At 66.9% G+C, this 19,388-nt stretch carries 18 protein-coding genes; 4 read left to right on the top strand and 14 right to left on the bottom strand.

Annotated elements, in window-relative coordinates; all coding sequences use genetic code 11:
- Position 1: 1 nt before the first annotated feature.
- The 4 genes from EPK82_RS03315 to EPK82_RS03300 all read right to left on the bottom strand — a co-directional run bounded on the left by EPK82_RS03315 (position 2) and on the right by EPK82_RS03300 (position 3,717).
- Complete coding sequence (locus EPK82_RS03315) at positions 2–496, bottom strand: chemotaxis protein CheW (protein WP_134675781.1); 495 nt, start codon at positions 494–496, stop codon at positions 2–4.
- Positions 497–498: 2 nt separating this feature from the next.
- Positions 499–2,130: a methyl-accepting chemotaxis protein gene (locus EPK82_RS03310; protein ID WP_134675780.1), complete on the bottom strand. Its 1,632-nt coding sequence runs from the start codon at positions 2,128–2,130 to the stop codon at positions 499–501.
- 154 nt (positions 2,131–2,284) lie between these two features.
- Positions 2,285–2,812: an inorganic diphosphatase gene (ppa, locus tag EPK82_RS03305; RefSeq protein ID WP_013717208.1), complete on the bottom strand. Its 528-nt coding sequence runs from the start codon at positions 2,810–2,812 to the stop codon at positions 2,285–2,287.
- Positions 2,813–2,889: 77 nt separating this feature from the next.
- Positions 2,890–3,717, bottom strand: coding sequence for a M90 family metallopeptidase (locus EPK82_RS03300; protein ID WP_134675779.1), 828 nt, complete (start codon positions 3,715–3,717; stop codon positions 2,890–2,892).
- A gap of 114 nt (positions 3,718–3,831) precedes the next feature.
- Here EPK82_RS03300 and EPK82_RS03295 point away from each other — a divergent pair, with 114 nt between their 5' ends.
- Complete coding sequence (locus EPK82_RS03295) at positions 3,832–5,415, top strand: protein kinase family protein (RefSeq protein ID WP_134675778.1); 1,584 nt, start codon at positions 3,832–3,834, stop codon at positions 5,413–5,415.
- Between the two features lie 3 nt (positions 5,416–5,418).
- On the opposite strand, the gene EPK82_RS03290 is transcribed toward EPK82_RS03295, so the two are convergent.
- The 4 genes from EPK82_RS03290 to EPK82_RS03275 all read right to left on the bottom strand — a co-directional run bounded on the left by EPK82_RS03290 (position 5,419) and on the right by EPK82_RS03275 (position 8,916).
- Positions 5,419–5,874 carry a GNAT family N-acetyltransferase gene (locus tag EPK82_RS03290; RefSeq protein ID WP_037051491.1) on the bottom strand — a complete coding sequence of 152 codons (456 nt, stop codon included), beginning with the start codon at positions 5,872–5,874 and terminating at the stop codon, positions 5,419–5,421.
- Positions 5,875–6,009: 135 nt separating this feature from the next.
- Positions 6,010–6,711 (bottom strand): GntR family transcriptional regulator, encoded by a 702-nt coding sequence (locus EPK82_RS03285; RefSeq protein ID WP_244229814.1) that lies wholly within the window; start codon positions 6,709–6,711, stop codon positions 6,010–6,012.
- 85 nt (positions 6,712–6,796) lie between these two features.
- Positions 6,797–7,495, bottom strand: coding sequence for a FadR/GntR family transcriptional regulator (locus EPK82_RS03280; RefSeq protein ID WP_134675776.1), 699 nt, complete (start codon positions 7,493–7,495; stop codon positions 6,797–6,799).
- Between the two features lie 47 nt (positions 7,496–7,542).
- The gene (locus EPK82_RS03275) at positions 7,543–8,916 is read right to left on the bottom strand and encodes a C4-dicarboxylate transporter DctA (RefSeq protein WP_208651086.1); all 1,374 of its coding nucleotides are present in this window, start codon (positions 8,914–8,916) and stop codon (positions 7,543–7,545) included.
- A gap of 244 nt (positions 8,917–9,160) precedes the next feature.
- Here EPK82_RS03275 and mpl point away from each other — a divergent pair, with 244 nt between their 5' ends.
- The 3 genes from mpl to EPK82_RS24895 all read left to right on the top strand — a co-directional run bounded on the left by mpl (position 9,161) and on the right by EPK82_RS24895 (position 11,508).
- A complete protein-coding gene (gene mpl / locus EPK82_RS03270; protein WP_134675774.1) occupies positions 9,161–10,513 on the top strand; it encodes a UDP-N-acetylmuramate:L-alanyl-gamma-D-glutamyl-meso-diaminopimelate ligase in 1,353 nt (450 codons plus the stop codon).
- Between the two features lie 79 nt (positions 10,514–10,592).
- The gene (gene ubiX, locus EPK82_RS03265; protein ID WP_037051506.1) at positions 10,593–11,222 is read left to right on the top strand and encodes a flavin prenyltransferase UbiX; all 630 of its coding nucleotides are present in this window, start codon (positions 10,593–10,595) and stop codon (positions 11,220–11,222) included.
- Positions 11,223–11,259: 37 nt separating this feature from the next.
- Positions 11,260–11,508: a YceK/YidQ family lipoprotein gene (locus tag EPK82_RS24895; protein WP_052178375.1), complete on the top strand. Its 249-nt coding sequence runs from the start codon at positions 11,260–11,262 to the stop codon at positions 11,506–11,508.
- Positions 11,509–11,514: 6 nt separating this feature from the next.
- Here EPK82_RS24895 and EPK82_RS03255 read toward each other — a convergent pair whose 3' ends face one another.
- The 6 genes from EPK82_RS03255 to EPK82_RS03230 all read right to left on the bottom strand — a co-directional run bounded on the left by EPK82_RS03255 (position 11,515) and on the right by EPK82_RS03230 (position 19,333).
- Positions 11,515–11,994 (bottom strand): YbaK/EbsC family protein, encoded by a 480-nt coding sequence (locus EPK82_RS03255; protein ID WP_037051508.1) that lies wholly within the window; start codon positions 11,992–11,994, stop codon positions 11,515–11,517.
- 163 nt (positions 11,995–12,157) lie between these two features.
- Positions 12,158–13,027, bottom strand: a complete 870-nt coding sequence (locus EPK82_RS03250; RefSeq protein ID WP_134675772.1) for an MBL fold metallo-hydrolase — start codon at positions 13,025–13,027, stop codon at positions 12,158–12,160.
- Between the two features lie 116 nt (positions 13,028–13,143).
- On the bottom strand, positions 13,144–14,322 hold the full coding sequence (locus EPK82_RS03245; protein WP_134675771.1) for an acetyl-CoA C-acetyltransferase: 1,179 nt from the start codon (positions 14,320–14,322) through the stop codon (positions 13,144–13,146).
- An 82-nt stretch (positions 14,323–14,404) separates the two neighbouring features.
- Positions 14,405–16,177, bottom strand: coding sequence for an acyl-CoA dehydrogenase C-terminal domain-containing protein (locus EPK82_RS03240; protein ID WP_134675770.1), 1,773 nt, complete (start codon positions 16,175–16,177; stop codon positions 14,405–14,407).
- Between the two features lie 60 nt (positions 16,178–16,237).
- Entirely contained in the window at positions 16,238–17,611 is a 1,374-nt protein-coding gene (locus tag EPK82_RS03235; protein WP_134675769.1) for a solute carrier family 23 protein, read from the bottom strand.
- Positions 17,612–17,713: 102 nt separating this feature from the next.
- Positions 17,714–19,333 (bottom strand): acyl-CoA synthetase, encoded by a 1,620-nt coding sequence (locus EPK82_RS03230; RefSeq protein ID WP_047591075.1) that lies wholly within the window; start codon positions 19,331–19,333, stop codon positions 17,714–17,716.
- Positions 19,334–19,388 lie beyond the last annotated feature (55 nt).

Below are 19,388 nucleotides of genomic sequence, written 5' to 3'. Positions count from 1 at the left end.
CTCAGCCCTGTGCCGGCTGCTGGAACAGCAGGGCGCGCATCTCGTCGTCGAGCAGGCCGCCGACTTCGATGCGCTGGATCATGCCGCGGGCGTCGCGTTGCAGCGGGCCCAGGTAACCGGGCTGGCTGGCTTCCAGGCCGCTGGCCTTGAAGGCCTCGGCCGGCAGGCGCAGGGTATCGGTGGCCTGCTCCAGTATCAGCCCGAGCACCGGGGAGCGCTCGCCCAGCTGCGGATCGAAGCGCACCAGCACCACGCGCGTGCTGCTGCGGGGCAGGGCGGGGCGGCCCAGCACCCGGCGACTGAGGTCGATCACCGGGGTGACCCGGCCGCGATGCTCGAACACCCCGGCTACCCAGGCCGGCGCCTCGGGCACCTGCTTCAGGCGCCGCAGCGGCAGCACTTCGACCACCTCCTGCGCCGGGAGGGCATAACGGTCGTCGCCGAGCTGGAACTGCAGGTGCAGTTCGCCGGCCTGGGCCTTGCTGGAAACCGGCATGTTCAGACCTTGAAGCGACTGACGCCAACACGCAGGTTGTTGGCCACCTGGTTGAGCTCGTCGATGGCGGCGCCGGCCTGGCGCAGCGAGTCGACGGTCTGGCTGCTGGCCTCGCTGAGCTGCACCAGCGCCTGGTTGATCTGCTCGGCCCCGGTGGACTGCGCCTGCATGCCTTCGTTGACCATCTGGATGCGCGGTGCCAGGGCCTGGACCTGCTGGATGATCTGGCTGAGCTGATCACCCATCTGGGTCATCTCGCCGATGCCACGGCGCACTTCCTCGGAGAACTTGTCCATGCCCATGACCCCGGCCGAGACGGCGGACTGGATCTCGCGCACCATCTGCTCGATGTCATAGGTGGCCACTGCCGTCTGGTCCGCCAGGCGGCGCACCTCGATGGCCACCACGGCGAAGCCCTTGCCGTACTCGCCGGCCTTCTCCGCTTCGATGGCGGCATTCAGCGAGAGCAGGTTGGTCTGGTCGGCCACCTTGACGATGGTGGTGACCACCTGGGTGATGTTGCCGGCCTTCTCGTTGAGGATCGACAGCTTGCCGTTGACCACGTCGGCCGCGCCCATCACCTGGTGCATGATTTCCTCCATGCGCGCCAGGCCCAGCTGGCCGGTGCCGGCGAGGATCGAGGTCTGCTCCGCGTTGTCGGACACCTCGCCCATGGTCCGCACCAGGTCGCGCGAGGTGGCGGCGATCTCGCGTGAGGTGGCGCCGATCTCGGTGGTGGTGGCGGCGGTCTCGGTGGCGGTCGCCTGCTGCTGACGCGAGGTGGCGGCGATCTCGGTGACCGAGGTGGTCATCTGCACCGCCGAGCGCTGGGCGCTGCCGACCAGGGTCTTCAGCTCGCCCACCATGCTGTTGAAACCCAGCTCGATGGCATTGAACTCGTCGCGTCGATGCAGCTCCAGCTTCATCGACAGGTCGCCGCTTTCCAGCGCCTTCAGGCCGTTGACGATCAGGTCGACCGGGCGGGTGATGGCGCGCACCAGCAGCCAGCCACAGACTGCCGAGGCGATGATCGCCAGCAGCACGGCCAGCAGCAGGTCGATCTTCAGGCCGAGCACTTCATCGCGGATCGAGCGCGCGGCGTGGTCCGACTGCACGCGATTGTTCTCGACCAGCTCGTCGAGCACCTGCTGCGCCTGGTCCCAGGCCGGGAAGACGTTCTGGATGCTGAACTGGCTGGCCTCCTGTGGCGTGGCCTGCTGCAGCATTTCCCGCAACTGCACATGCTGGCGCAGGTACTGCTGGGCCTGCTGCTCGAAGCGTTCGATGAGGGCGCGGTCGCTGGCCATGCGCACCGTCTGCTGGTACTGCTTGAGCAGTTCCACCAGGCTGCTTTCGATTCTGGCGAACTCCTCCTGGTGGGCGGTCATTACCATCGAGTCCGAGCGCGTTACCAGGTCGACCAGGGTGCGGCGGGTTTCCAGCATGTGCCGCGCCCACTCGTTCTGCGTCTTGTTGATGTAGTAGGCACCCGGAACGGAGTCATCGAGCATGCTCTGCGTGCCTTTCTCGATCTGCGCCAGGCGCAGATACGAGGCGCCTGCCAGCAGGGCCAGAATGGCGATGATCAGCAGGAAGCTGCCAATGATTCGATTGCGTACGGTCAGGTTCATCATGTCCCTTGGGCCTGGCGGGTCAGGTGTGGTGATCGATTACAGCATACCGGCGCATGGCCGTTTTGCCTGAAAGTAGCGAATTTGTACCGTCGGCCTGAAGCGAAAGGCAATAAAAAAGCCGGCTTGTGGCCGGCTTTTCGGAGGTGGTCAGGGCTTATTTTTGATAAGCCGCGACTGCCTTGTTGATCAGGCCGCGGGCTTCTTCAGCGCCGCCCCAGCCTTCTACCTTGACCCACTTGCCCTTCTCGAGATCCTTGTAGTTCTCGAAGAAGTGCTTGATCTGTTCGATCAGCAGCGCGGGCAGGTCGGTGTATTCCTGAACGTCCTTGTACAGAACGGTCAGTTTGTCGTGCGGTACGGCAACCAGCTTGGCGTCGCCGCCGGCTTCGTCGCTCATGTGCAGTACGCCGACCGGACGCGCGCGGATCACCGAACCCGGAGCGACCGGGTAGGGGGTCACGACCAGCACGTCGAGGGGGTCGCCGTCGTCAGCCAGGGTGTGCGGGATGAAACCGTAGTTGGCCGGGTAGAACATCGGGGTGGCCATGAAACGGTCGACCATCAGGCAATCGGTGTCGTGGTCGATTTCGTATTTGATCGGCGCGTGATTGGCCGGGATCTCGATGGCGACGTAGATGTCGTTCGGCAGGTCTTTGCCAGCCGGGATCTTGCTGTAGCTCATGGGGGAACTCCCAGGGAGGGCCAAAAAAGTGGGGCGCATTATAGGCGTATTCGCATGGCGTTACTACGTTGGCCTACTCAGCCATTGGTCGCGTTTTCGACCTCCCTGTAGTCGGGGTGTTCCGCCTGCAGGCGCTGCAGCCTGGCCAGGGTGTCCTGGCGGTAGAACAGTGACAGCTGCCGGTAGACCTCGGGAAAGGCCGCTGCCAGCAGGTCCGGGGCGGTGAAGAAGTATTCGCTGGTCACGGCGAAGAACTCCGCCGGGTCTTCGGCGGCATAGGGGTCGATGGCCGTGTGGGCCTCGGGGTCGGCATCCAGTTCGGCATTCATCCGTTCATAGGCCGTCTGCATGGCATTGGCCCAATCGAGCACGCGCATGTCCCGGTGCAGGGGCGGCAGGCCGTTGGCGGTGCCATCGAGCATGTCCAGCTTGTGCGCCAGCTCGTGGATGACCAGGTTGTAGCCCTCCCAGCCGCCGCTGGCCACGACGCCGGGCCAGGCCAGGATCACCGGACCCTGTTGCCAGGCCTCGCCGCTGCGGGCGTCATCCCACTCGTGCTCGATGCCGCTGGCGTCGCGATGGCGCTGCGGGCTGAGGAAATCATCCGGGTACAGCACAATTTCGTGAAAGCCGCGGTACCACTCCAGTTCGCCCAGGTGCAGCAACGGCAGCTGCGCCTGCACGGCCAGCAGCAGGCGCTCGACCGGACCGAGCGCGAGGCCGGACAGCGTGGTCAGGTGCTTGTCGTGCAGGAACAGTACGGCGCGTTCGCGCAGCAGTTGCTCTTCCTCTTCATCGAGGCCGTCGAGAATGGGCAGGTGCCTGCGCACCTCGGCCCACTGGGCGGGATCGACGGGGTTGTGTTCGAGGGTGCGGCGGCGGCGCCAGGCCTTGAAGGACCACATGCAGACAGGCTCATGGAAAAGACCCGTTCACCATAAGTGCGGGCGGCCTTTGCCACAAGTCGGCACAAAGGCTGCAACGCTGGCAGTGACATCGCTGCTACAGGAGGGCGGGGCATGGCGTTGCAACTGCTCGAACATCCCGGCGTCAGTCTGGCGTCCGGCGCGGGACTGGACTTGCCGCAGCAGGCTGCGCGCACGCGGGCCATGTGGCTGGCGGGCCGGCAGCAGCGCCCGCCGCTGCTGCTGGTGATGCTCCTTTGGGCGCGCCACTGCCCCGATGTGGTGCAGTACCTGGAGCGCCACCTCGATGCCTTGTTCGCCGATTTCCGCTGCACCCCGCAAAGCTGGAGCGAGACCCAGGCCGCGCGCCAGGTGCTGGCGGCGTTGAACCTGCAGCTGTTCCGCCGGCGCCAGAGCGGGCAGGGCGTGGCCGAGCTGCATGCCGGCATGCTGTTGATCCAGGGCGAGGAACTGCAGTTTCTGCAGGCGGGCAGCGTCGGCCTGACGCGGGTTCGCTGCGGCGCGCCGAGCACCCTGGTCGGGCGTGACGGTCAGGCCCTCGGCGGGCAGGCGGAGCTGGCCCTGGTGCAGCACAGTCTGCTGCTGCAGCGTGACGAGCGGGTGTTGCTGGCGCCGCAGCCGTTGCTCGACGTCAGCGATCTGCAGGCATTGTGCGGTCAGCTCGACGCGTCCCCGGGCGAGCTGCTCCAGCCCCTGCTGCAGGCCCCCGGCGCGGCGGTGCTGCTGCGTGCCGGAGCGGGCGAGGAGTGGCCGGTGCTGGCACCCGTGGCGAGCTGCCCGGCATTGGCCGAGGTGGCGTGCGGTCAGCGGATCGACGGTTGGACGCTGCGCCGCGACTGCGCCTATGGGCCTGCCGGGCGGATGTTCCTCGCCCGTGACGAGGCGGGAAGAGACGCGCTGCTGTGGTTTGCCGAAGAGGCAGCCGACGAGGCGTTCTGGCAGCGTGAGTGGGCGTTGCGGCGCAGCACGCACCAGGCGCTGCCGCAGGTGCTGTCGTCGCTGCGTGCCCGCACGCGGGCCTACCTGGTGCTGGCCGCGCCGCCCCGTGGCATGCGCAATCTGGTCGACTGGGTGGCCGCTCAGGGGGCGCCCGATGCGCAAACGCTGCTGAGCGTGCTGGCGCAACTGATCGGCGCCGTGCGCTCGTTGCAGCGCCGGGGCATGCAGGGGCTGTGGCTCAACCCGAGGCAGATCCTGCTGGGCGATGACGGCCGGGTGCTGTTGCTGCCCGGCGCCGCAGCGATTCTGCCCACCGTGGCGCGGCAGCTGTTGCCCGAGCATGCGCTGCCGCTGGCGCCGGAACTGCGCAGCGGGCGTGCCCTGGATGGCCGCGCCGACCAGTTCGCGCTGGCGGCGCTGGCGTACTGGCTGTTGTGCGGGCAATGGCCCGAGGCGGCGCGAGCGGATGTTGGTCCCGGACATTGCTACGTGCCCCTGGCCAACTTTGCCGTGCGCGCCCCCCAGGGCTGGGATGGCGTGCTGGCGCGGGCACTGGCCCCGCAGCCGCAGGCGCGCTTCGAGGCGCTGTCGGAGTTTCAACTGGCCTTGCAACAGCCGTTGCAGCAGCGCCGCAGCCGGGCCTTGCAGCGGCCCACGCTGCAGCCAGCGCGGCTGCTGACCCTGGCTGCGCTCGTGCTGCCGCTGTTGCTGGGCCTGCTGCTGAGCCTGGGCGGGTGAGGCTCAGTCGCTGTTGATCGGCAGCACGTAGTTCTTGAACTGCTCGTCTTCGACGAAGCCGATGGACTCGTAGACCTTCTGCGCGACTTCATTGTCACGGCTGGTGGCCACGCGCATGCGCACCGCGTGGGTGTCCTTGGCCATCTGCTTGGCGGTATGCAGCAGGCGGTCGGCTACCAGCTGGCGGCGAGCGTCTTCGGCGACATAGATGTCGTTGAGGATCCACACGCGTTTGAGCGACAGCGAGGAGTAGCTGGGGTACAGCTGGCAGAAGCCGAGCAGCTTGTCTTCTTCGTCGGCCAGGGCGAGGTAGATCACCGACTCCTTGCGGCGCAGGCGTTTTTCGAGAAACTTGCGCGAGGACTCCGGGTACGGCAGTTCGTTATAGAACTCGCGGTATTTGACGAACAGCGGGTTCAACAGGTCCAGGTGCTCCAGGGTGGCTTGGACGATGCGCATGGTGGGCCTCGGCTTCTGTCTGTGATGGGGCAGGCGTGACGATGCAGCTGTTGTGCCAGTCGCCCGAACGATGCTGCCTCAAAGCCAGTTGAAAGCGCAATCCAAGCAAGCGTTTGATTCTGTTCGGCTGCGCACCTAGCGTCGGATTCGTGCCGTGGTCCTGCTTGCCAACCTGCCGGCGAAGGCGGCGTGCAGGTCGGTAGTGGGCGGCGGGATGAAGCGCAGGCGGGCGAACAGGTTGCGCAGGTGATGCTCCATCAGGGTTTCAGCACCGGCGTTGTCACCTTCGGCCAGCCGCTCGATCAGTCGCTGCTGCTCATCGCAGGCACTTGCATCGTAGGGCTGGGTGCGGCTGAGCGCGACATGCAGGGCGGTCTGGCGCAGGAGCCTGGCGAGAAAATCCCGGAGCCAGGGGTTGTCCGCCAGCGTTGCCAGCTGAAGGTGCACGCCGTTCACGGCTTCGATCAGGCCCGCGTGGTCGCGTCGTTGCAGGCAGTCACGCTGGCGTTGTACCTGCCCGCAGAGGCTTTCGAGTTCAGCCTGTTCCAGGCGGGCAGGGAGCAACCTGAGGATCTGCATCTCGAGTGACAGGCGGGCCTGCAGCAACTTGCCGGCGCGTTTTGCGCAGGGGCGCGTCACCCGTGCAGGTTGGTTGGCTGGCAGTTCCACGGCGCCATCCTGCGCCAGACGTTGCAGCGCTCGCTGCACGGCGTTGCTGCTCAGGCCGAACAATTGGCCGAGCGTCGCCTTGTCCAGCGCTGCCGCCGGTGCCAGGCGGCGTTGCAGTATGGCGCCCTGCAGTGCCTCGTAGAGCGTCTGTTCCGGCGGTCTGCTCATGCCTTGTGGAGGCTGCTGCTGCGCGGGCGTTGGGCCGGGGGTGATGACTCGCATCGCTGAGGATCTCCGAGGGCACGAGCCGCGTTCAGGTTTCTGGCAGTTGCAGCTGCAGGTCGAGACGGCTGCCTTCGTTGAGGATGTGCTGGCGCATGGCGCGGCTGGCCAGTTCGCTGTCACGGCGGCGAATGGCGCGCAGGATGGTTTCGTGCTCTTCGAGAACCTGCTCGGCGTGTTCAGGCTCGCGCAGGGTCGGGCCGTCGCTTTGCTCCAGTGCGCCAGCGGTCTGCTGGGACACGCTGAGGAAGATCGGATTGGAGGTGATTGCCACCAGCTTGCGATGGAAGGCCGAGTAGGCCGTGCCCAGCGCCTGCGGATTGCGTTCCTCCACCGCTTCGCGCATGTCCAGAACGAGCAGGCGCAGCTGGCTCAGCGCGCTGTCGTCGATCGACTGCGCCACCAGACCGGCGATGAATGGCTCCAGGGCATAGCGCAGCTGCAGCACGTTCTCCAGGGTGGCCGAGCGCGGAATCGCTTGCCGGGCCGCGCCGTCGCGTTGCTGCGGCGAGCTGTCCAGCACCTGCACGCCCTTGCCCGGCAGGGAACGCAGGACGCCCAGCGTTTCCAGCACGGTGATGGCTTCACGCAGGCTGGGGCGGCTGATCTGGAGTTGCTCGGCCAGCTCTCGTTGTCCTGGCAGCATCTGGCCCACGGCCCATTGTCCGCGCTCTATGGGCTCAAGGAGCTTCTGCACGATCGAATCGACTCGTTTGGATGAGGCGAACATTGAGCCTTCCCCTATGGTTGAAATCTTCTGTGGGCCGCCGTCATCTCTCAGGCGTCTGTCTTGCCGGGGCGAGCCAGTGGCGTGTGTGGGCTGCCGGAGGGCTCGGCGTTGCGCGCTTGTGCATGCTCGGCGATGCAGTGCTGGGCCCGAGTGAGGTCCATGTCGTTCTCCCAGCGGGCGATGGCGACGGTCGCGACGCAGTTGCCGGTGAGGTTGGTCAACGCCCGGCCGATGCCCATGAACCAGTCGACCGAGAGTACCAGCACCAGCCCGGCTGCGGGGATGGCGGGAACGGCCGTCAGGGTGGCTGCGAGGATCACCAGGGCCGAGCCGGGAATGCCATGGGCGCCCTTGGAGGTGACCAGCGACACCAGCAGAATGGTCAGCAGATCACCTGCCGAGAGCGCGGTACCCGTGGCATGGGCGATGAACACCACGGCCAGCGTGAGATAGATCGAGAAACCGTCCAGGTTGAAGGAGTAGCCCGTGGGGATCACCAGGCCGACGGTGGAGCTGCGAATGCCCATGCGTTCCAGCTTGCGCATCACCTGAGGCAGCACGGCATCGGAGGAGGCGGTGCCGAAGACGATCACCAGTTCTTCACGGAAGTAACGCAGAAACGGCAGCAGCGGCAGGCCGCAGACACGCAGGACGCTACCGAGCACCAGCACCACGAAGAGGATGCAGGTGAGGTAGAAGACGGCGACCAGGGCGCCCAGGTGGCTCAGGGACTCCAGGCCGTAGCGGCTGGTGGTGAAGGCCACCGCGCCGAACACCCCGATGGGGGCCAGGCGCACGATCATGCCCATGATGCGGAAGATCACGTGGCTGACCTCGCCGATCAGTTTCGACACCCCGGCCGCCTGCTCGCCCACCAGGTTCAGGGCGCTGCCGAACAGCACGGCGAACAGCAGCACCTGGAGGATGTTGTTTTCGGCGAAGGCACTGAATACCGAGGTGGGAATCAGGCCGAGGATGAACTCCACCGGGCCGTGCAGGTGGGTTCCCGAGCTGAGGGCCGCTGCCTCGTTGCCGGACAGGCTGGCCAGGTCGATGTTGGCGCCCGAGCCAAGACCCAGGCCGTAGGCGACGCTCAGGCCGATGACCAGGGCGACCGTGGTCAGTACCTCGAAGTAGATCACCGATTTCAGGCCGATACGGCCGACCTTCTTCAGGTCGCCCGCACCGGAAATGCCGTTGACCACGACGCAGAAGACGATCAGCGCGATGAGCATCTTGATCAGTTTGATGAAGCCATCGCCGAGCGGCTTGAGTTGCGCCGACAGCTCCGGCAGCGCAACGCCGGCGAGGATGCCGAGGATCAGGCCGATGATGACTTGCAGAAATATCGAGCGGGAGCAGAGCTTGAGTAGCATGGCGGGGGTCTCCGTTCGGCGCGCTCGCGGTGCCTCTGGCGGCATGGCTGGCGAGCGCTATTCATTATTGTGGTATTACCGGTCAGACCAGTTGAGCCTACTGCCAAGGCTTGCCGGTTGGCAAGCGCCGTTTGTCCTGCGTGCCGTGCGCAGAATTCTGCGAGGTGCCGTGATCTTTTCCGCGCGCGCGGGTCAAACGGCTGCTGCGCCGGGCATGGGGTTGGCCTGGGCGCTGTGCTAACCTGCGGCAAGCTTTCCGGGCTGAAGCGGCCCGTTCTTGAGGTCATCCATGCATATCCACGTTCTCGGCATCTGCGGCACCTTCATGGGGTCGCTGGCCGTCCTGGCCAAGGAGCTTGGCCACCGCGTCACCGGCTCCGACGCCAATGTCTATCCGCCCATGAGCACCCAGCTCGAAGCCCAGGGCATCGAGTTGCTGCAGGGCTACGATCCGGCGCACCTGCAGCCGGCACCCGATCTGGTGGTGGTGGGCAACGCCATGAGCCGGGGTAACCCCGCCGTCGAGTACGTGCTGAACCAGGGCCTGCCTTACGTCTCCGGCCCGCAGTGGCTGGCTGACCACGTGCTGCAGGGGCGCTGGGTGCTGGCGGTGGCGGGCACCCACGGCAAGACCAGCAGTTCGAGCATGCTGGCCTGGGTACTGGAGCATGCCGGCATGAGCCCAGGCTTCCTGATCGGTGGCGTGCCGCAGAACTTCGGCATCTCCGCGCGCCTGGGCGGGACGCCGTTCTTCGTGGTCGAGGCCGACGAGTACGACAGCGCCTTCTTCGACAAGCGCAGCAAGTTCGTCCACTACCGTCCGCGTACGGCGATCCTCAACAACCTGGAGTTCGACCACGCGGATATCTTCCCGGACCTGGCGGCCATCGAGCGGCAGTTCCATCATCTGGTGCGTACCGTGCCGGGTGAGGGGCTGGTGATCCATCCGGCCAGTGAAACGGCGCTGGCGCGGGTCATCGAGATGGGCTGCTGGACGCCCGTGCAGACCACCGGGGAGGGCGGCCAGTGGCAGGCGCGGCTGCTCGCTGCCGATGGTTCGCGCTTCGAGGTGAGTTTCGCGGGCAAGGTCGAAGGCACCGTGGAGTGGAACCTGACCGGCCAGCACAACGTCGCCAATGCCCTGGCCGTCCTGGCTGCGGCGCGCCATGTCGGCGTGGTGCCGGCCCTCGGCATCGAGGCGCTGGGCCGTTTCGTCAATGCCAAGCGGCGCATGGAAAAGGTCGCCGAGGTGAACGGCATCACCGTCTTCGACGATTTCGCCCATCACCCGACGGCCATCGCCACCACCCTGGATGGTCTGCGCAAGCGCGTGGGTAACGACACGCAGGTGATCGCGGTGATCGAGCCTCGTTCCAATTCCATGAAGCTCGGCGCGCACCGTGATGGCCTGGCCGAATCGGCCGTGCAGGCGGACGCGGTGTTCTGGTATGCGCCGGCGAACCTCGGCTGGGACCTGGCCGCCACCGTTGCCGGGGCGAGCAACCCGACCCGCGTGTGCGATTCGCTGGAGGCGATCATCGATGGGGTGAAGGCGCTGGCGCGACCGGGCACCCAGGTGGTGATCATGAGCAATGGCGGTTTTGGCGGCCTGCACGGCAAGCTGGCGCAGGCCCTGGCCTGAGACGCATAACCCGGTGACAGGGCGGGGCAGCCCGCCACCCAGATGAACCGGCGGGGCACACCCGCCCAGTGGAGCATCCATGAGCGGTCCTGAACGCATTACTCTGGCCATGACCGGCGCTTCGGGCGCGCAGTACGGCCTGCGCCTGCTCGACTGCCTGGTGCAGGAAGATCGTGAAGTGCACTTCCTGATCTCCAAGGCGGCGCAGCTGGTGATGGCGACCGAAACCGACGTCGCGCTGCCGAGCAAGCCGCAGGCCATGGCGCAGTTTCTCACCGAGTACACCGGTGCTGCGCCGGGGCAGGTGCGGGTCTACGGCAAGGAGGACTGGATGGCGCCGGCAGCATCCGGTTCGGGGGCGCCGACTGCCATGGTGGTGGTGCCGTGCAGCACCGGGACCCTGTCGGCGATTGCCAGCGGTGCCTGCAACAACCTGATCGAACGCGCCGCCGACGTGGCGCTGAAGGAGCGCCGCCAGTTGATCCTGGTGCCGCGCGAGGCGCCCTATTCGAGCATCCACCTGGAGAACATGCTCAAGCTGTCGAACCTGGGGGTGACCATCCTGCCGGCCTCGCCGGGCTTCTATCACCAGCCGCAGACGCTGGATGATCTGGTGGACTTCGTCGTCGCGCGCATCCTCAACTGCCTGGGCATTCCCCAGGACATGCTGCCGCGCTGGGGCGAACATCACATGGTCTCGGACGACTGACGTGCGCCTCGCCGCCCTGGCGCTGCTGATCCTCGCCATGCAAGGCTGCGCCACGCTGCGTACGCTGGATGCGGCCAAGGCCGACGCGCCGGTGGTGTACGCGGGGACGCGGCTGGACTGGTACGCGCTGAACGGAGGCTGTTGCCCGCTGGAACGCTTCGGAACCGAGGCGCCACGTTATCCGGGGCTGGATCTGCCGGGCAGTGCGCTGCTCGACACCCTGCTGCTGCCGTTCTCCCTGGCCGCTGCGCTGGGCGTGAGCCTGGGTGTCAGCGGCGGCCTCTAGCTTCGTTCAGCAGGCTTCGGTTTCCACCGCCTGGCAGACATCGACCCATTCGGCATCGACCAGCTCGGCCATGCGCCGCGGCGCGATGCGCACCGCGCTGTGGGTAGCGCCGGCCGCCGGCAGCACTTCATCGAAGGCCAGCAGCGAGCGGTCGCAATAGACGCTCAGTGGCGTGGCCAGGCCGAACGGGCAGACGCCGCCGACCGGATGGCTGGTCAGCTCGATCACGGTCTGTGCATCGAGCATCTTGGCCTTGGCGCCGAAGCACTCCTTCATCTTGCGGTTGTCGATACGCGCATCGCCACGGGCGACGATCAGCAGGTCGCGTTCGGCGATGCGGAAGGCCAGGGTCTTGGCGATCTGTCCCGGCGAAACACCATGGGCTTCGGCGGCCAGCGCCACGGTGGCGGTACTGGACTGCAGCTCGATGATCGAAATGTCGGGCGCCTTGGCGGCGAAGAAGGCGCGTACAGAGGCCAGGCTCATGAAGCGGTTCCCCAGGGCTGTCGAGGTGGACACGGCACCACGGCCAGTCTTCCGCTGACCAGGCGCGAACCCCTCCCTGGGGCGCCGGTGTGGTTGCGACCACGGCTGAAAAACAAGCGGCCATGCTCGCGCTGCATGACCGCTACGTCAAGGCCCGGTGGCGTCAGTTTGCCAGCAGATGCGCCGTTTTTATCGCCTCATCGAGACCATAACGGCCTTTTTCATCGCGGCTTACCCGGCCCATGGCGGTGTCCGGGTCATGGGTGAACACCAGCCGGCCGCCACGGCCGAACAGGTCGGCGAGCAGGGCTTCCTTCTCTTCGATCAGGCCTTCGGGAAAGCGGTCGTAGCCCATGGTGATCGGCAGGTGAACCCAGGGCGCGCCGGGAATCAGGTCGCCGGGGAACACCACCGGCCCACCCGGCATGGCGACCTCCGGCAGCAGCTGGCCCGGGGTGTGGCCATCGCTCCAGTGCAGGCGCCAGTCGGCGCCGAGCAGGTCGCAGTGGGTCGCGCCTGCGTCGATCAGTTGCAGGCGGCCACTGGCTTCGAGCAGGTCCAGCAGCTCCGGGATGTACGACGCACGATCACGCGCATGGGGCTGGCGCGCACGCTGCCATTGCTGGCGGCCGGTGACGAACTGTGCATGAGGGAACAGCAGGCGCGGCGGCTGGTCGTCCTGCCAGGCGGCGAGCAGGCCGCCGGCGTGATCGAAGTGCAGGTGGGTGAGCACCACGATATCGATGTCGGCGTCGCTCAGGCCCAGCGCGGCCAGGCTGTCGAGCAGCACGTGGCGATCTTCCTGCACGCCGAAGCGCTGTTTCAGCTCCGGGCTGAAGAAGGCGCCGATACCGGTTTCCACCAGGATGTTGCGCTCCTCTTCCTGCACCAGCAGGGCGCGGCAGCCGAGGTCGATGCGATTCAGTTCGTCGGCGGGCATCCAGCGTTGCCAGAGGGCCTTGGGGGCGTTGCCGAACATGGCTCCACCGTCGAGTTTCTGGCTGTTGCCGGTCAGGGTCGTCAGGGTTCGCATGGGATTCTCTTGTTCTTGTCCGGGATTGCAGGGTGGGGCGGTGCAGCCTGAGCCACCCTGCGAGCGATGCAGGCGCAGGGTGGATGGCGCTTTTTACCGCCACCGGCTCCTTTGTTCTAGCGTTCGAGAGCCAGGGCCACGCCCTGGCCGCCGCCGATGCACAGGGTGGCCAGGCCACGGCGTGCCTCGCGGCGCTGCATCTCGTGGACCAGGCTGACCAGGATACGGCAACCCGAGGCGCCGATGGGGTGGCCGAGGGCGATGGCGCCGCCGTTGACGTTGACCTTGGCGCTGTCCCAGTGCAGCTCGCGGCCCACGGCGATGGCCTGGGCGGCGAAGGCTTCGTTGGCCTCGATCAGGTCGAGCTGCTCCAGGCTCCAGCCGGCGCGCTCCAGCGCCTTGCAGCTGGCGAACACCGGGCCGATGCCCATCACGGCCGGGTCGACCCCGGCGCTGGCGTGGGCGGCGATGCGCGCCAGCACCGGCAGGCGCAGTTCGGCGGCCTTCTCGGCACTCATCAGCAGTACCGCGGCGGCGCCGTCGTTGAGGGTCGAGGCATTGCCGGCGGTCACCGTGCCGTCGCTCTTGAAGGCCGCCCGCAATTTGCCCAGGCCCTCCAGGCTGGCGTCGGAGCGTGGCTGCTCGTCACGCTCGACGATCAGCGCTTCGGCACCACGGCGGGGTACGGCGACCGGGACGATCTCGGCGCTGAAGCGCCCGGCCTGGATGGCCGCCTGCGCGCGTTGCTGCGAGCGCAGGGCGAAGGCGTCCTGTTCGGCGCGGCTGATGCCGTACTGCTCGGCCAGGTTCTCGGCGGTGATGCCCATGTGATAGTCGTTGAACGCGTCCCACAGGCCATCCTGGATCATGGTGTCGAGCAGTTGCGCATGCCCCATGCGCAGGCCCGTGCGGGCGCCGGGCATGACGTAGGGGGCCAGGCTCATGTTCTCCTGGCCGCCAGCGACGATGATCTCGGCGTCGCCACCGCGAATGGCCTGGGCACCGAGGATCACCGCCTTGAGGCCGGAGCCGCAGACCTTGTTCAGGGTCATGGCCGGCACCGTGTGTGGCAGACCGGCGAGCAGGGCGCTCTGCCGCGCGGGGTTCTGCCCGCTGCCGGCAGTGAGCACCTGGCCCAGGATGACCTCGTCCACCTGGGCCTCGTCCACGCCGCTGCGGGCCAGCAGCTCGCGGATCACCATCGCGCCCAGCTCCGGGGCCGGGATGCGGCTCAGCGCCCCCTGGAAACTGCCGATGGCGGTACGGCAGGCGGCGACTATCACGACTTCACGCATAAGGGGTCCTCGGCGGAGGCCTGTGCTGCCTCCGCTGCTGAATAAAAAAGCGCGGCGCAAGGCCGCGCAACACGCTCAACCTTCAGAATTGCTCGGCGGCCAGGCCGTACAGCGGCTGGCTGCCGGCGCGAATGCTCGCTTCCAGACTCAGGGTGCGCGGCAGCAGGCGGCTGAAGAAGAATTCGGCAGTGGCCAGCTTGGCGCTGCAGAAGGCTTCGTCCTCGGCCTGCTTGCGCTGCGCCACGGCGGCCATGCGCGCCCACATGTAGGCGTAGGCGACGTAGCCGAACAGGTGCAGATACTCCACCGAGGCGGCGCCCACCGAGTTGGGGTCGGCCTTGGCCTGTTCCAGCACCCAGCCACTGACCGCCTCCAGGCGCTCCAGCGCTTCGACCAGGCGCTCGCCATGGGACGACGCGTTGGCGTGGGCGAAAGCACGCACTTCACTGGCGAACAGGCGCAGTGCGGCGCCGCCGTTGGCCACCACCTTGCGCCCGAGCAGGTCGAGGGCCTGGATGCCGTTGGTGCCTTCGTAGATCTGCGCGATGCGCACGTCGCGCACCAGCTGTTCCTGGCCCCACTCGCGGATATAACCGTGGCCGCCGAACACCTGCTGGCCATGCACGCAGCTTTCCAGGCCGGTGTCGGTGAAGAAGGCCTTGGCCACCGGTGTGAGCAGCGCGACCAGGGCTTCGGCGTTCTGCCGCTCGCCGGCATCCTCGGCGTACTTGGCCAGGTCCAGCTGCTGGCCGACGTAGCAGGCAAAGGCGCGGCCGCCTTCGTTGAGCGCCTTCATGGTCAGCAGCATGCGGCGCACGTCGGCATGCACGATGATCGGGTCGGCGACCTTGTCCTGATTGACCGGGCCGGTGGCGGCGCGGCTCTGGATGCGCTCGCGGGCATAGTCCACCGCCGACTGGTAGGAGGCCTCGGCGCAGCCGATGCCCTGGATACCGATGGACAGGCGTTCGTAGTTCATCATGGTGAACATCGCCGCCAGGCCCTTGTTGACCTCGCCGATCAGGTAGCCGGTGGCGCCGTCGAAGTTCATCACGCAGGTGGCCGAGGCCTTGATACCCATCTTGTGCTCGATGGAGCCGCAGCTCACCGCATTGCGCGCGCCCAGGCTGCCGTCGGCGTTGACCAGCACCTTGGGCACCAGCAGCAGCGAGATGCCTTTCGGGCCCGCGGGCGCGTCCGGCAGCTTGGCCAGCACCAGATGGATGATGTTCTCGGTCAGGTCCTGCTCGCCGCCGGTGATGAAGATCTTGCTGCCGGTGACCTTGTAGCTGCCATCGGCCTGGGGTTCGGCGCGGGTGCGGATGATGCCCAGGTCGGTACCGGCATGGGCCTCGGTCAGGCACATGGAGCCGGCCCAGCGGCCTTCGTACATCGGCGGCAGGTAGGTGCTCTTCAGTTCCTCGCTGGCGTGGGCGTCGATGGCCAGGCAGGCGCCGGAGCTCAGCGCCGAGTACAGGGCGAAGCTGGAGCCGGCGGCGTAGAGCATTTCCTCGAAGGCCACGGCGAGCATCTTGGGCATGCCCATGCCGCCGTACTCGGGGTTGCCGGAGAGGCCGACCCAGCCGCCCTCGGTGTAGGTGGCATAGGCTTCGCGAAAGCCTGCCGGGGTGCGTACCTCGCCCGCTTGCCACTGCGCGCCTTCCTCGTCGCCGCTGCGGTTGAGCGGGGCGATCAGGGTGCCGGTGACCTTGGCTGCCTCTTCGAGGATGGCGTCGGCGGTGTCGGCGTCGACGGTTTCCGCCAGGGCCGGCAGGCGCGCCCACAGGCTCGGCGCCTGGAACACGTCATGAAGGACGAAGCGCATGTCGCGCAGCGGGGCGTTGAATTCGGGCATGGTGCAACCTCGACAGCAGGGGCGCCGCGACGAGCGCGGCGCGTGTGGAACGAAAAAGCGTCAGTCGGCTTCAGCGGTCTCGCTCGGCTTATCCTTGACGCTGGTGAATTTAAGCAGATGGGTGCGCTCGACCAGAATGTACAGCGCAGCGCCTGCGGCCAGGCCCCAGCCCGCGCCGTAGACGGCGAGCACCACACCCATGGTGCCGGCGATACCGCGTTCGGTGTTGTTGTTCAGCTGCTCGAAACCGACCATCAGGCAGATGTAGCCGGTGAGGATCAGCGTCAGCGACAGGGCGATCGGCAGCACCGGCTGGAAGAAGCTGACCAGCGGCAGCATGAACAGCGCGGCGAAGCCGGTGATCCAGAAGGTGCCGGCTCCGCTGTAGATCGAGTCCATCGCCTTGCGTCCGTACTTGTAGCGCTCGGCCATGGTCGCCGCCACGGCCGTCCACAACGGCCCGGCGAGGCCAGGGTAGGGCGCGAAGAAGGCGTGCAGGGCGTTGCGGATGGCGGTCACCAGGTGCACGCGGTCGACGTTGTTTTCGATCACTTCATCGGTGCGCAGTTCATCGGCGCGCTGCATCAGCGACTGGCCGACGATGATGTCGCCGAAGGCGATCACGTAGGCGATCACTGCGGTGGGAACGGCCAGCATGAACACGTCCAGGCCGGGGAAGCCGACGCTGAAGGGCAGGTAGTTCCACATCTCGCCGAAGGCCGGCGCGGTGATGCCCCACCTGACGTCCGGCATCTTGTACTCGCCCACGGCGATGCCGATGAAGATGGCGATCAGCATCCCGGGCACCATGCCGTAGTTGACCACCTTGCGCGCCAGCGGCAGGCGCTCGGTCAGGCCCTTGAACGACACCGAGAACATCAGGTACAGGCAGATCAGGCTGCCGAGTACCAGGGATATCGGCGTATTGGCCAGGCGTCCGCCGGCACTGATCTCGCCCATCAGGGCGGCGATGCCGGCGCCGATGATGATGCCGCCCTTCATCGAGTTGGGGATCAGCCGCACCAGCGTGCTGCCCAGGCGCGTGACGCCGAGGAAGAGGAAGATCACGAACACCAGGAACTGCAGGGCGAACAGCGCCCGGATGGCCTCCGGGCCCGGTTCGTAGTTGCCGAGAAACAGCAGCACCACGGGGATGCCGGGGGTGATCCAGCCGGGCACGAAGGGCACGCCGAGCAGCGCCGGCAGCATGAAGCCGATGCCGCATACCACCACGTAGGCCAGCGCCACGTCGTAGGGCAGGCCGAGGTACTTTTCCAGCAGCGGGATCATCGCCAGGCTGACCACGAACATGATCAGCGCCTGCAGCATCTCGGCGGTTTCCCAGCGGTAGTGGACGAAAGGCAGGCGCACCTTGAACGGGCCGACAGGCCAGTGCGGTTGCTCGTCGCCGTCACGGCGCTTGAAGATTTGCATGAGGGTTCTCCGTCGGCCGCCAGGGCCGGTTCTTGTTGTTGTGAAAACGGTAGGCTGCGGTCTGTGGGAGGCGCTCGCGGCTGAAGCCCCTCCCACACAGGGTCAGAGCGCCTTGGCCATGTCGCGCAGGACGAACTTCTGGATCTTCCCGGTGCTGGTCTTCGGCAGTGCCGTGAAGACCACGGTCTTCGGCACCTTGAAGCCGGCCAGGTGCTCGCGGCAGAAGGCCATGATGTCGCTGTCACTGGCCTGCTGGCCGGTCTTGAGGGTGATGAAGGCACAGGGCGTCTCGCCCCATTTCTCGTCCGGGCGGGCGACCACGGCGGCCTCCAGCACGGCAGGGTGGCGATAGAGCACGCCCTCGACCTCGATGGTGGAGATGTTCTCGCCGCCGGAGATGATGATGTCCTTGAGGCGGTCGCGGATTTCCACGTAGCCATCGGCGTGGCACACGCCCAGGTCGCCGGTGTGGAACCAGCCGCCCTCGAAGGCTTCGGAGGTGGCGCTGGGGTTCTTCAGGTAGCCCTTCATCACGGTGTTGCCGCGCATGAAGATCTCGCCGATGGTCTGGCCGTCACGCGGGACCGGCTCGAGGGTTTTCGGGTCGGCGACCATGACGCCTTCCAGGGTCGGGTAGCGCACGCCCTGACGCGCCTTGATGGTGGCGCGCTCCTCCAGCGGCAGGTCGTCCCACTCGGCGTGCCAGGCGCACAGGGTCACCGGGCCGTAGACCTCGGTCAGGCCATAGACGTGGGTCACGGAGATGCCCATCTCTTCCACCGCGCCGATCACCTTGGCCGGTGGCGCGGCGCCGGCGACCATGGCCTTGACCGGATGATCGATGGCCGCCTTGGCCTCCGCGGGCATGTTCACCAGCGCGTTGAGCACGATGGGCGCGCCGCACAGGTGGCTGACCTGCTCGTCGCGGATCAGGGTGAGGATCTTCGCCGGGTCGACGCGGCGCAGGAACACATGCACGCCCGCCAGCGCGGTGATGGTCCAGGGGTAGCACCAGCCGTTGCAGTGGAACATCGGCAGGGTCCACAGGTAGACCGGGTGGTTGCCCATGTTCCAGGTCATCTGGTTGCCCATGGCGTTGAGGAACGCGCCGCGGTGGTGGTAGACCACGCCCTTGGGGTTTCCGGTGGTGCCGGAGGTGTAGTTGAGGCTGATGGCCTGCCACTCGTCCGTCGGCCATTGCCAGGCGAACTCCGGGTCGCCCTCGGCGAGGAAGGCTTCGTAGTCCAGGTCGCTGACCGCCTGGCCTTCGCCGTACTCGGGGTCGTCGACGTCGATCACCAGCGGCGGATGGTCGAGCATGCCGATGGCCGCGTGGATCACATCGAAGAACTCGCGGTCGGCGATCACCACCTTGGCTTCGCCATGCTGCAGCATGAAGGAGATGGCTTCGGCATCCAGGCGCACGTTGAGGGTGTTGAGCACCGCGCCGATCATCGGCACGCCGAAATGCGCCTCGAGCATCGCCGGGATGTTCGGCAGCATCACCGCCACCGTGTCGCCCTTGCCGATTCCGCGTCCGGCCAGTGCCGAGGCCAGGCGCCGGCAGCGCGCGTAGGTCTCGGCCCAGTCACGTCGAATCGAGCCATGCACCACGGCCGGGTAGTGCGGGTATACCGCCGCCGTACGTTCGATGAAGCTCAGGGGGCTGAGGGCGACATGGTTGACGGCGGCGCGGCCGAGGCCCTGCTCGTAGATCGACATGGCGGATACACCTTTGGCTGATTGTTAGCTCTGGTTATTCCGGTAATGATGCAGG

This window comes from Ectopseudomonas khazarica, from assembly GCF_004521985.1.
Lineage (GTDB): Bacteria > Pseudomonadota > Gammaproteobacteria > Pseudomonadales > Pseudomonadaceae > Aquipseudomonas > Aquipseudomonas khazarica.
Note: the sequence above shows the minus strand (reverse complement) of the source record. Positions and strands in the feature narration are given on the sequence as shown.

What these genes read in the sequence shown, in the direction of transcription:
- EPK82_RS03315 (WP_134675781.1), bottom strand. Translation starts at nt 496, where the DNA reads ATGCCGGTTTCCAGCAAGGCCCAGGCCGGCGAACTGCACCTGCAGTTC.
- EPK82_RS03310 (WP_134675780.1), bottom strand. Translation starts at nt 2,130, where the DNA reads ATGATGAACCTGACCGTACGCAATCGAATCATTGGCAGCTTCCTGCTG.
- ppa (WP_013717208.1), bottom strand. Translation starts at nt 2,812, where the DNA reads ATGAGCTACAGCAAGATCCCGGCTGGCAAAGACCTGCCGAACGACATC.
- EPK82_RS03300 (WP_134675779.1), bottom strand. Translation starts at nt 3,717, where the DNA reads ATGTGGTCCTTCAAGGCCTGGCGCCGCCGCCGCACCCTCGAACACAAC.
- EPK82_RS03295 (WP_134675778.1), top strand. Translation starts at nt 3,832, where the DNA reads ATGGCGTTGCAACTGCTCGAACATCCCGGCGTCAGTCTGGCGTCCGGC.
- EPK82_RS03290 (WP_037051491.1), bottom strand. Translation starts at nt 5,874, where the DNA reads ATGCGCATCGTCCAAGCCACCCTGGAGCACCTGGACCTGTTGAACCCG.
- EPK82_RS03285 (WP_244229814.1), bottom strand. Translation starts at nt 6,711, where the DNA reads ATGAGCAGACCGCCGGAACAGACGCTCTACGAGGCACTGCAGGGCGCC.
- EPK82_RS03280 (WP_134675776.1), bottom strand. Translation starts at nt 7,495, where the DNA reads ATGTTCGCCTCATCCAAACGAGTCGATTCGATCGTGCAGAAGCTCCTT.
- EPK82_RS03275 (WP_208651086.1), bottom strand. Translation starts at nt 8,916, where the DNA reads ATGCCGCCAGAGGCACCGCGAGCGCGCCGAACGGAGACCCCCGCCATG.
- mpl (WP_134675774.1), top strand. Translation starts at nt 9,161, where the DNA reads ATGCATATCCACGTTCTCGGCATCTGCGGCACCTTCATGGGGTCGCTG.
- ubiX (WP_037051506.1), top strand. Translation starts at nt 10,593, where the DNA reads ATGAGCGGTCCTGAACGCATTACTCTGGCCATGACCGGCGCTTCGGGC.
- EPK82_RS24895 (WP_052178375.1), top strand. Translation starts at nt 11,260, where the DNA reads ATGCAAGGCTGCGCCACGCTGCGTACGCTGGATGCGGCCAAGGCCGAC.
- EPK82_RS03255 (WP_037051508.1), bottom strand. Translation starts at nt 11,994, where the DNA reads ATGAGCCTGGCCTCTGTACGCGCCTTCTTCGCCGCCAAGGCGCCCGAC.
- EPK82_RS03250 (WP_134675772.1), bottom strand. Translation starts at nt 13,027, where the DNA reads ATGCGAACCCTGACGACCCTGACCGGCAACAGCCAGAAACTCGACGGT.
- EPK82_RS03245 (WP_134675771.1), bottom strand. Translation starts at nt 14,322, where the DNA reads ATGCGTGAAGTCGTGATAGTCGCCGCCTGCCGTACCGCCATCGGCAGT.
- EPK82_RS03240 (WP_134675770.1), bottom strand. Translation starts at nt 16,177, where the DNA reads ATGCCCGAATTCAACGCCCCGCTGCGCGACATGCGCTTCGTCCTTCAT.
- EPK82_RS03235 (WP_134675769.1), bottom strand. Translation starts at nt 17,611, where the DNA reads ATGCAAATCTTCAAGCGCCGTGACGGCGACGAGCAACCGCACTGGCCT.
- EPK82_RS03230 (WP_047591075.1), bottom strand. Translation starts at nt 19,333, where the DNA reads ATGTCGATCTACGAGCAGGGCCTCGGCCGCGCCGCCGTCAACCATGTC.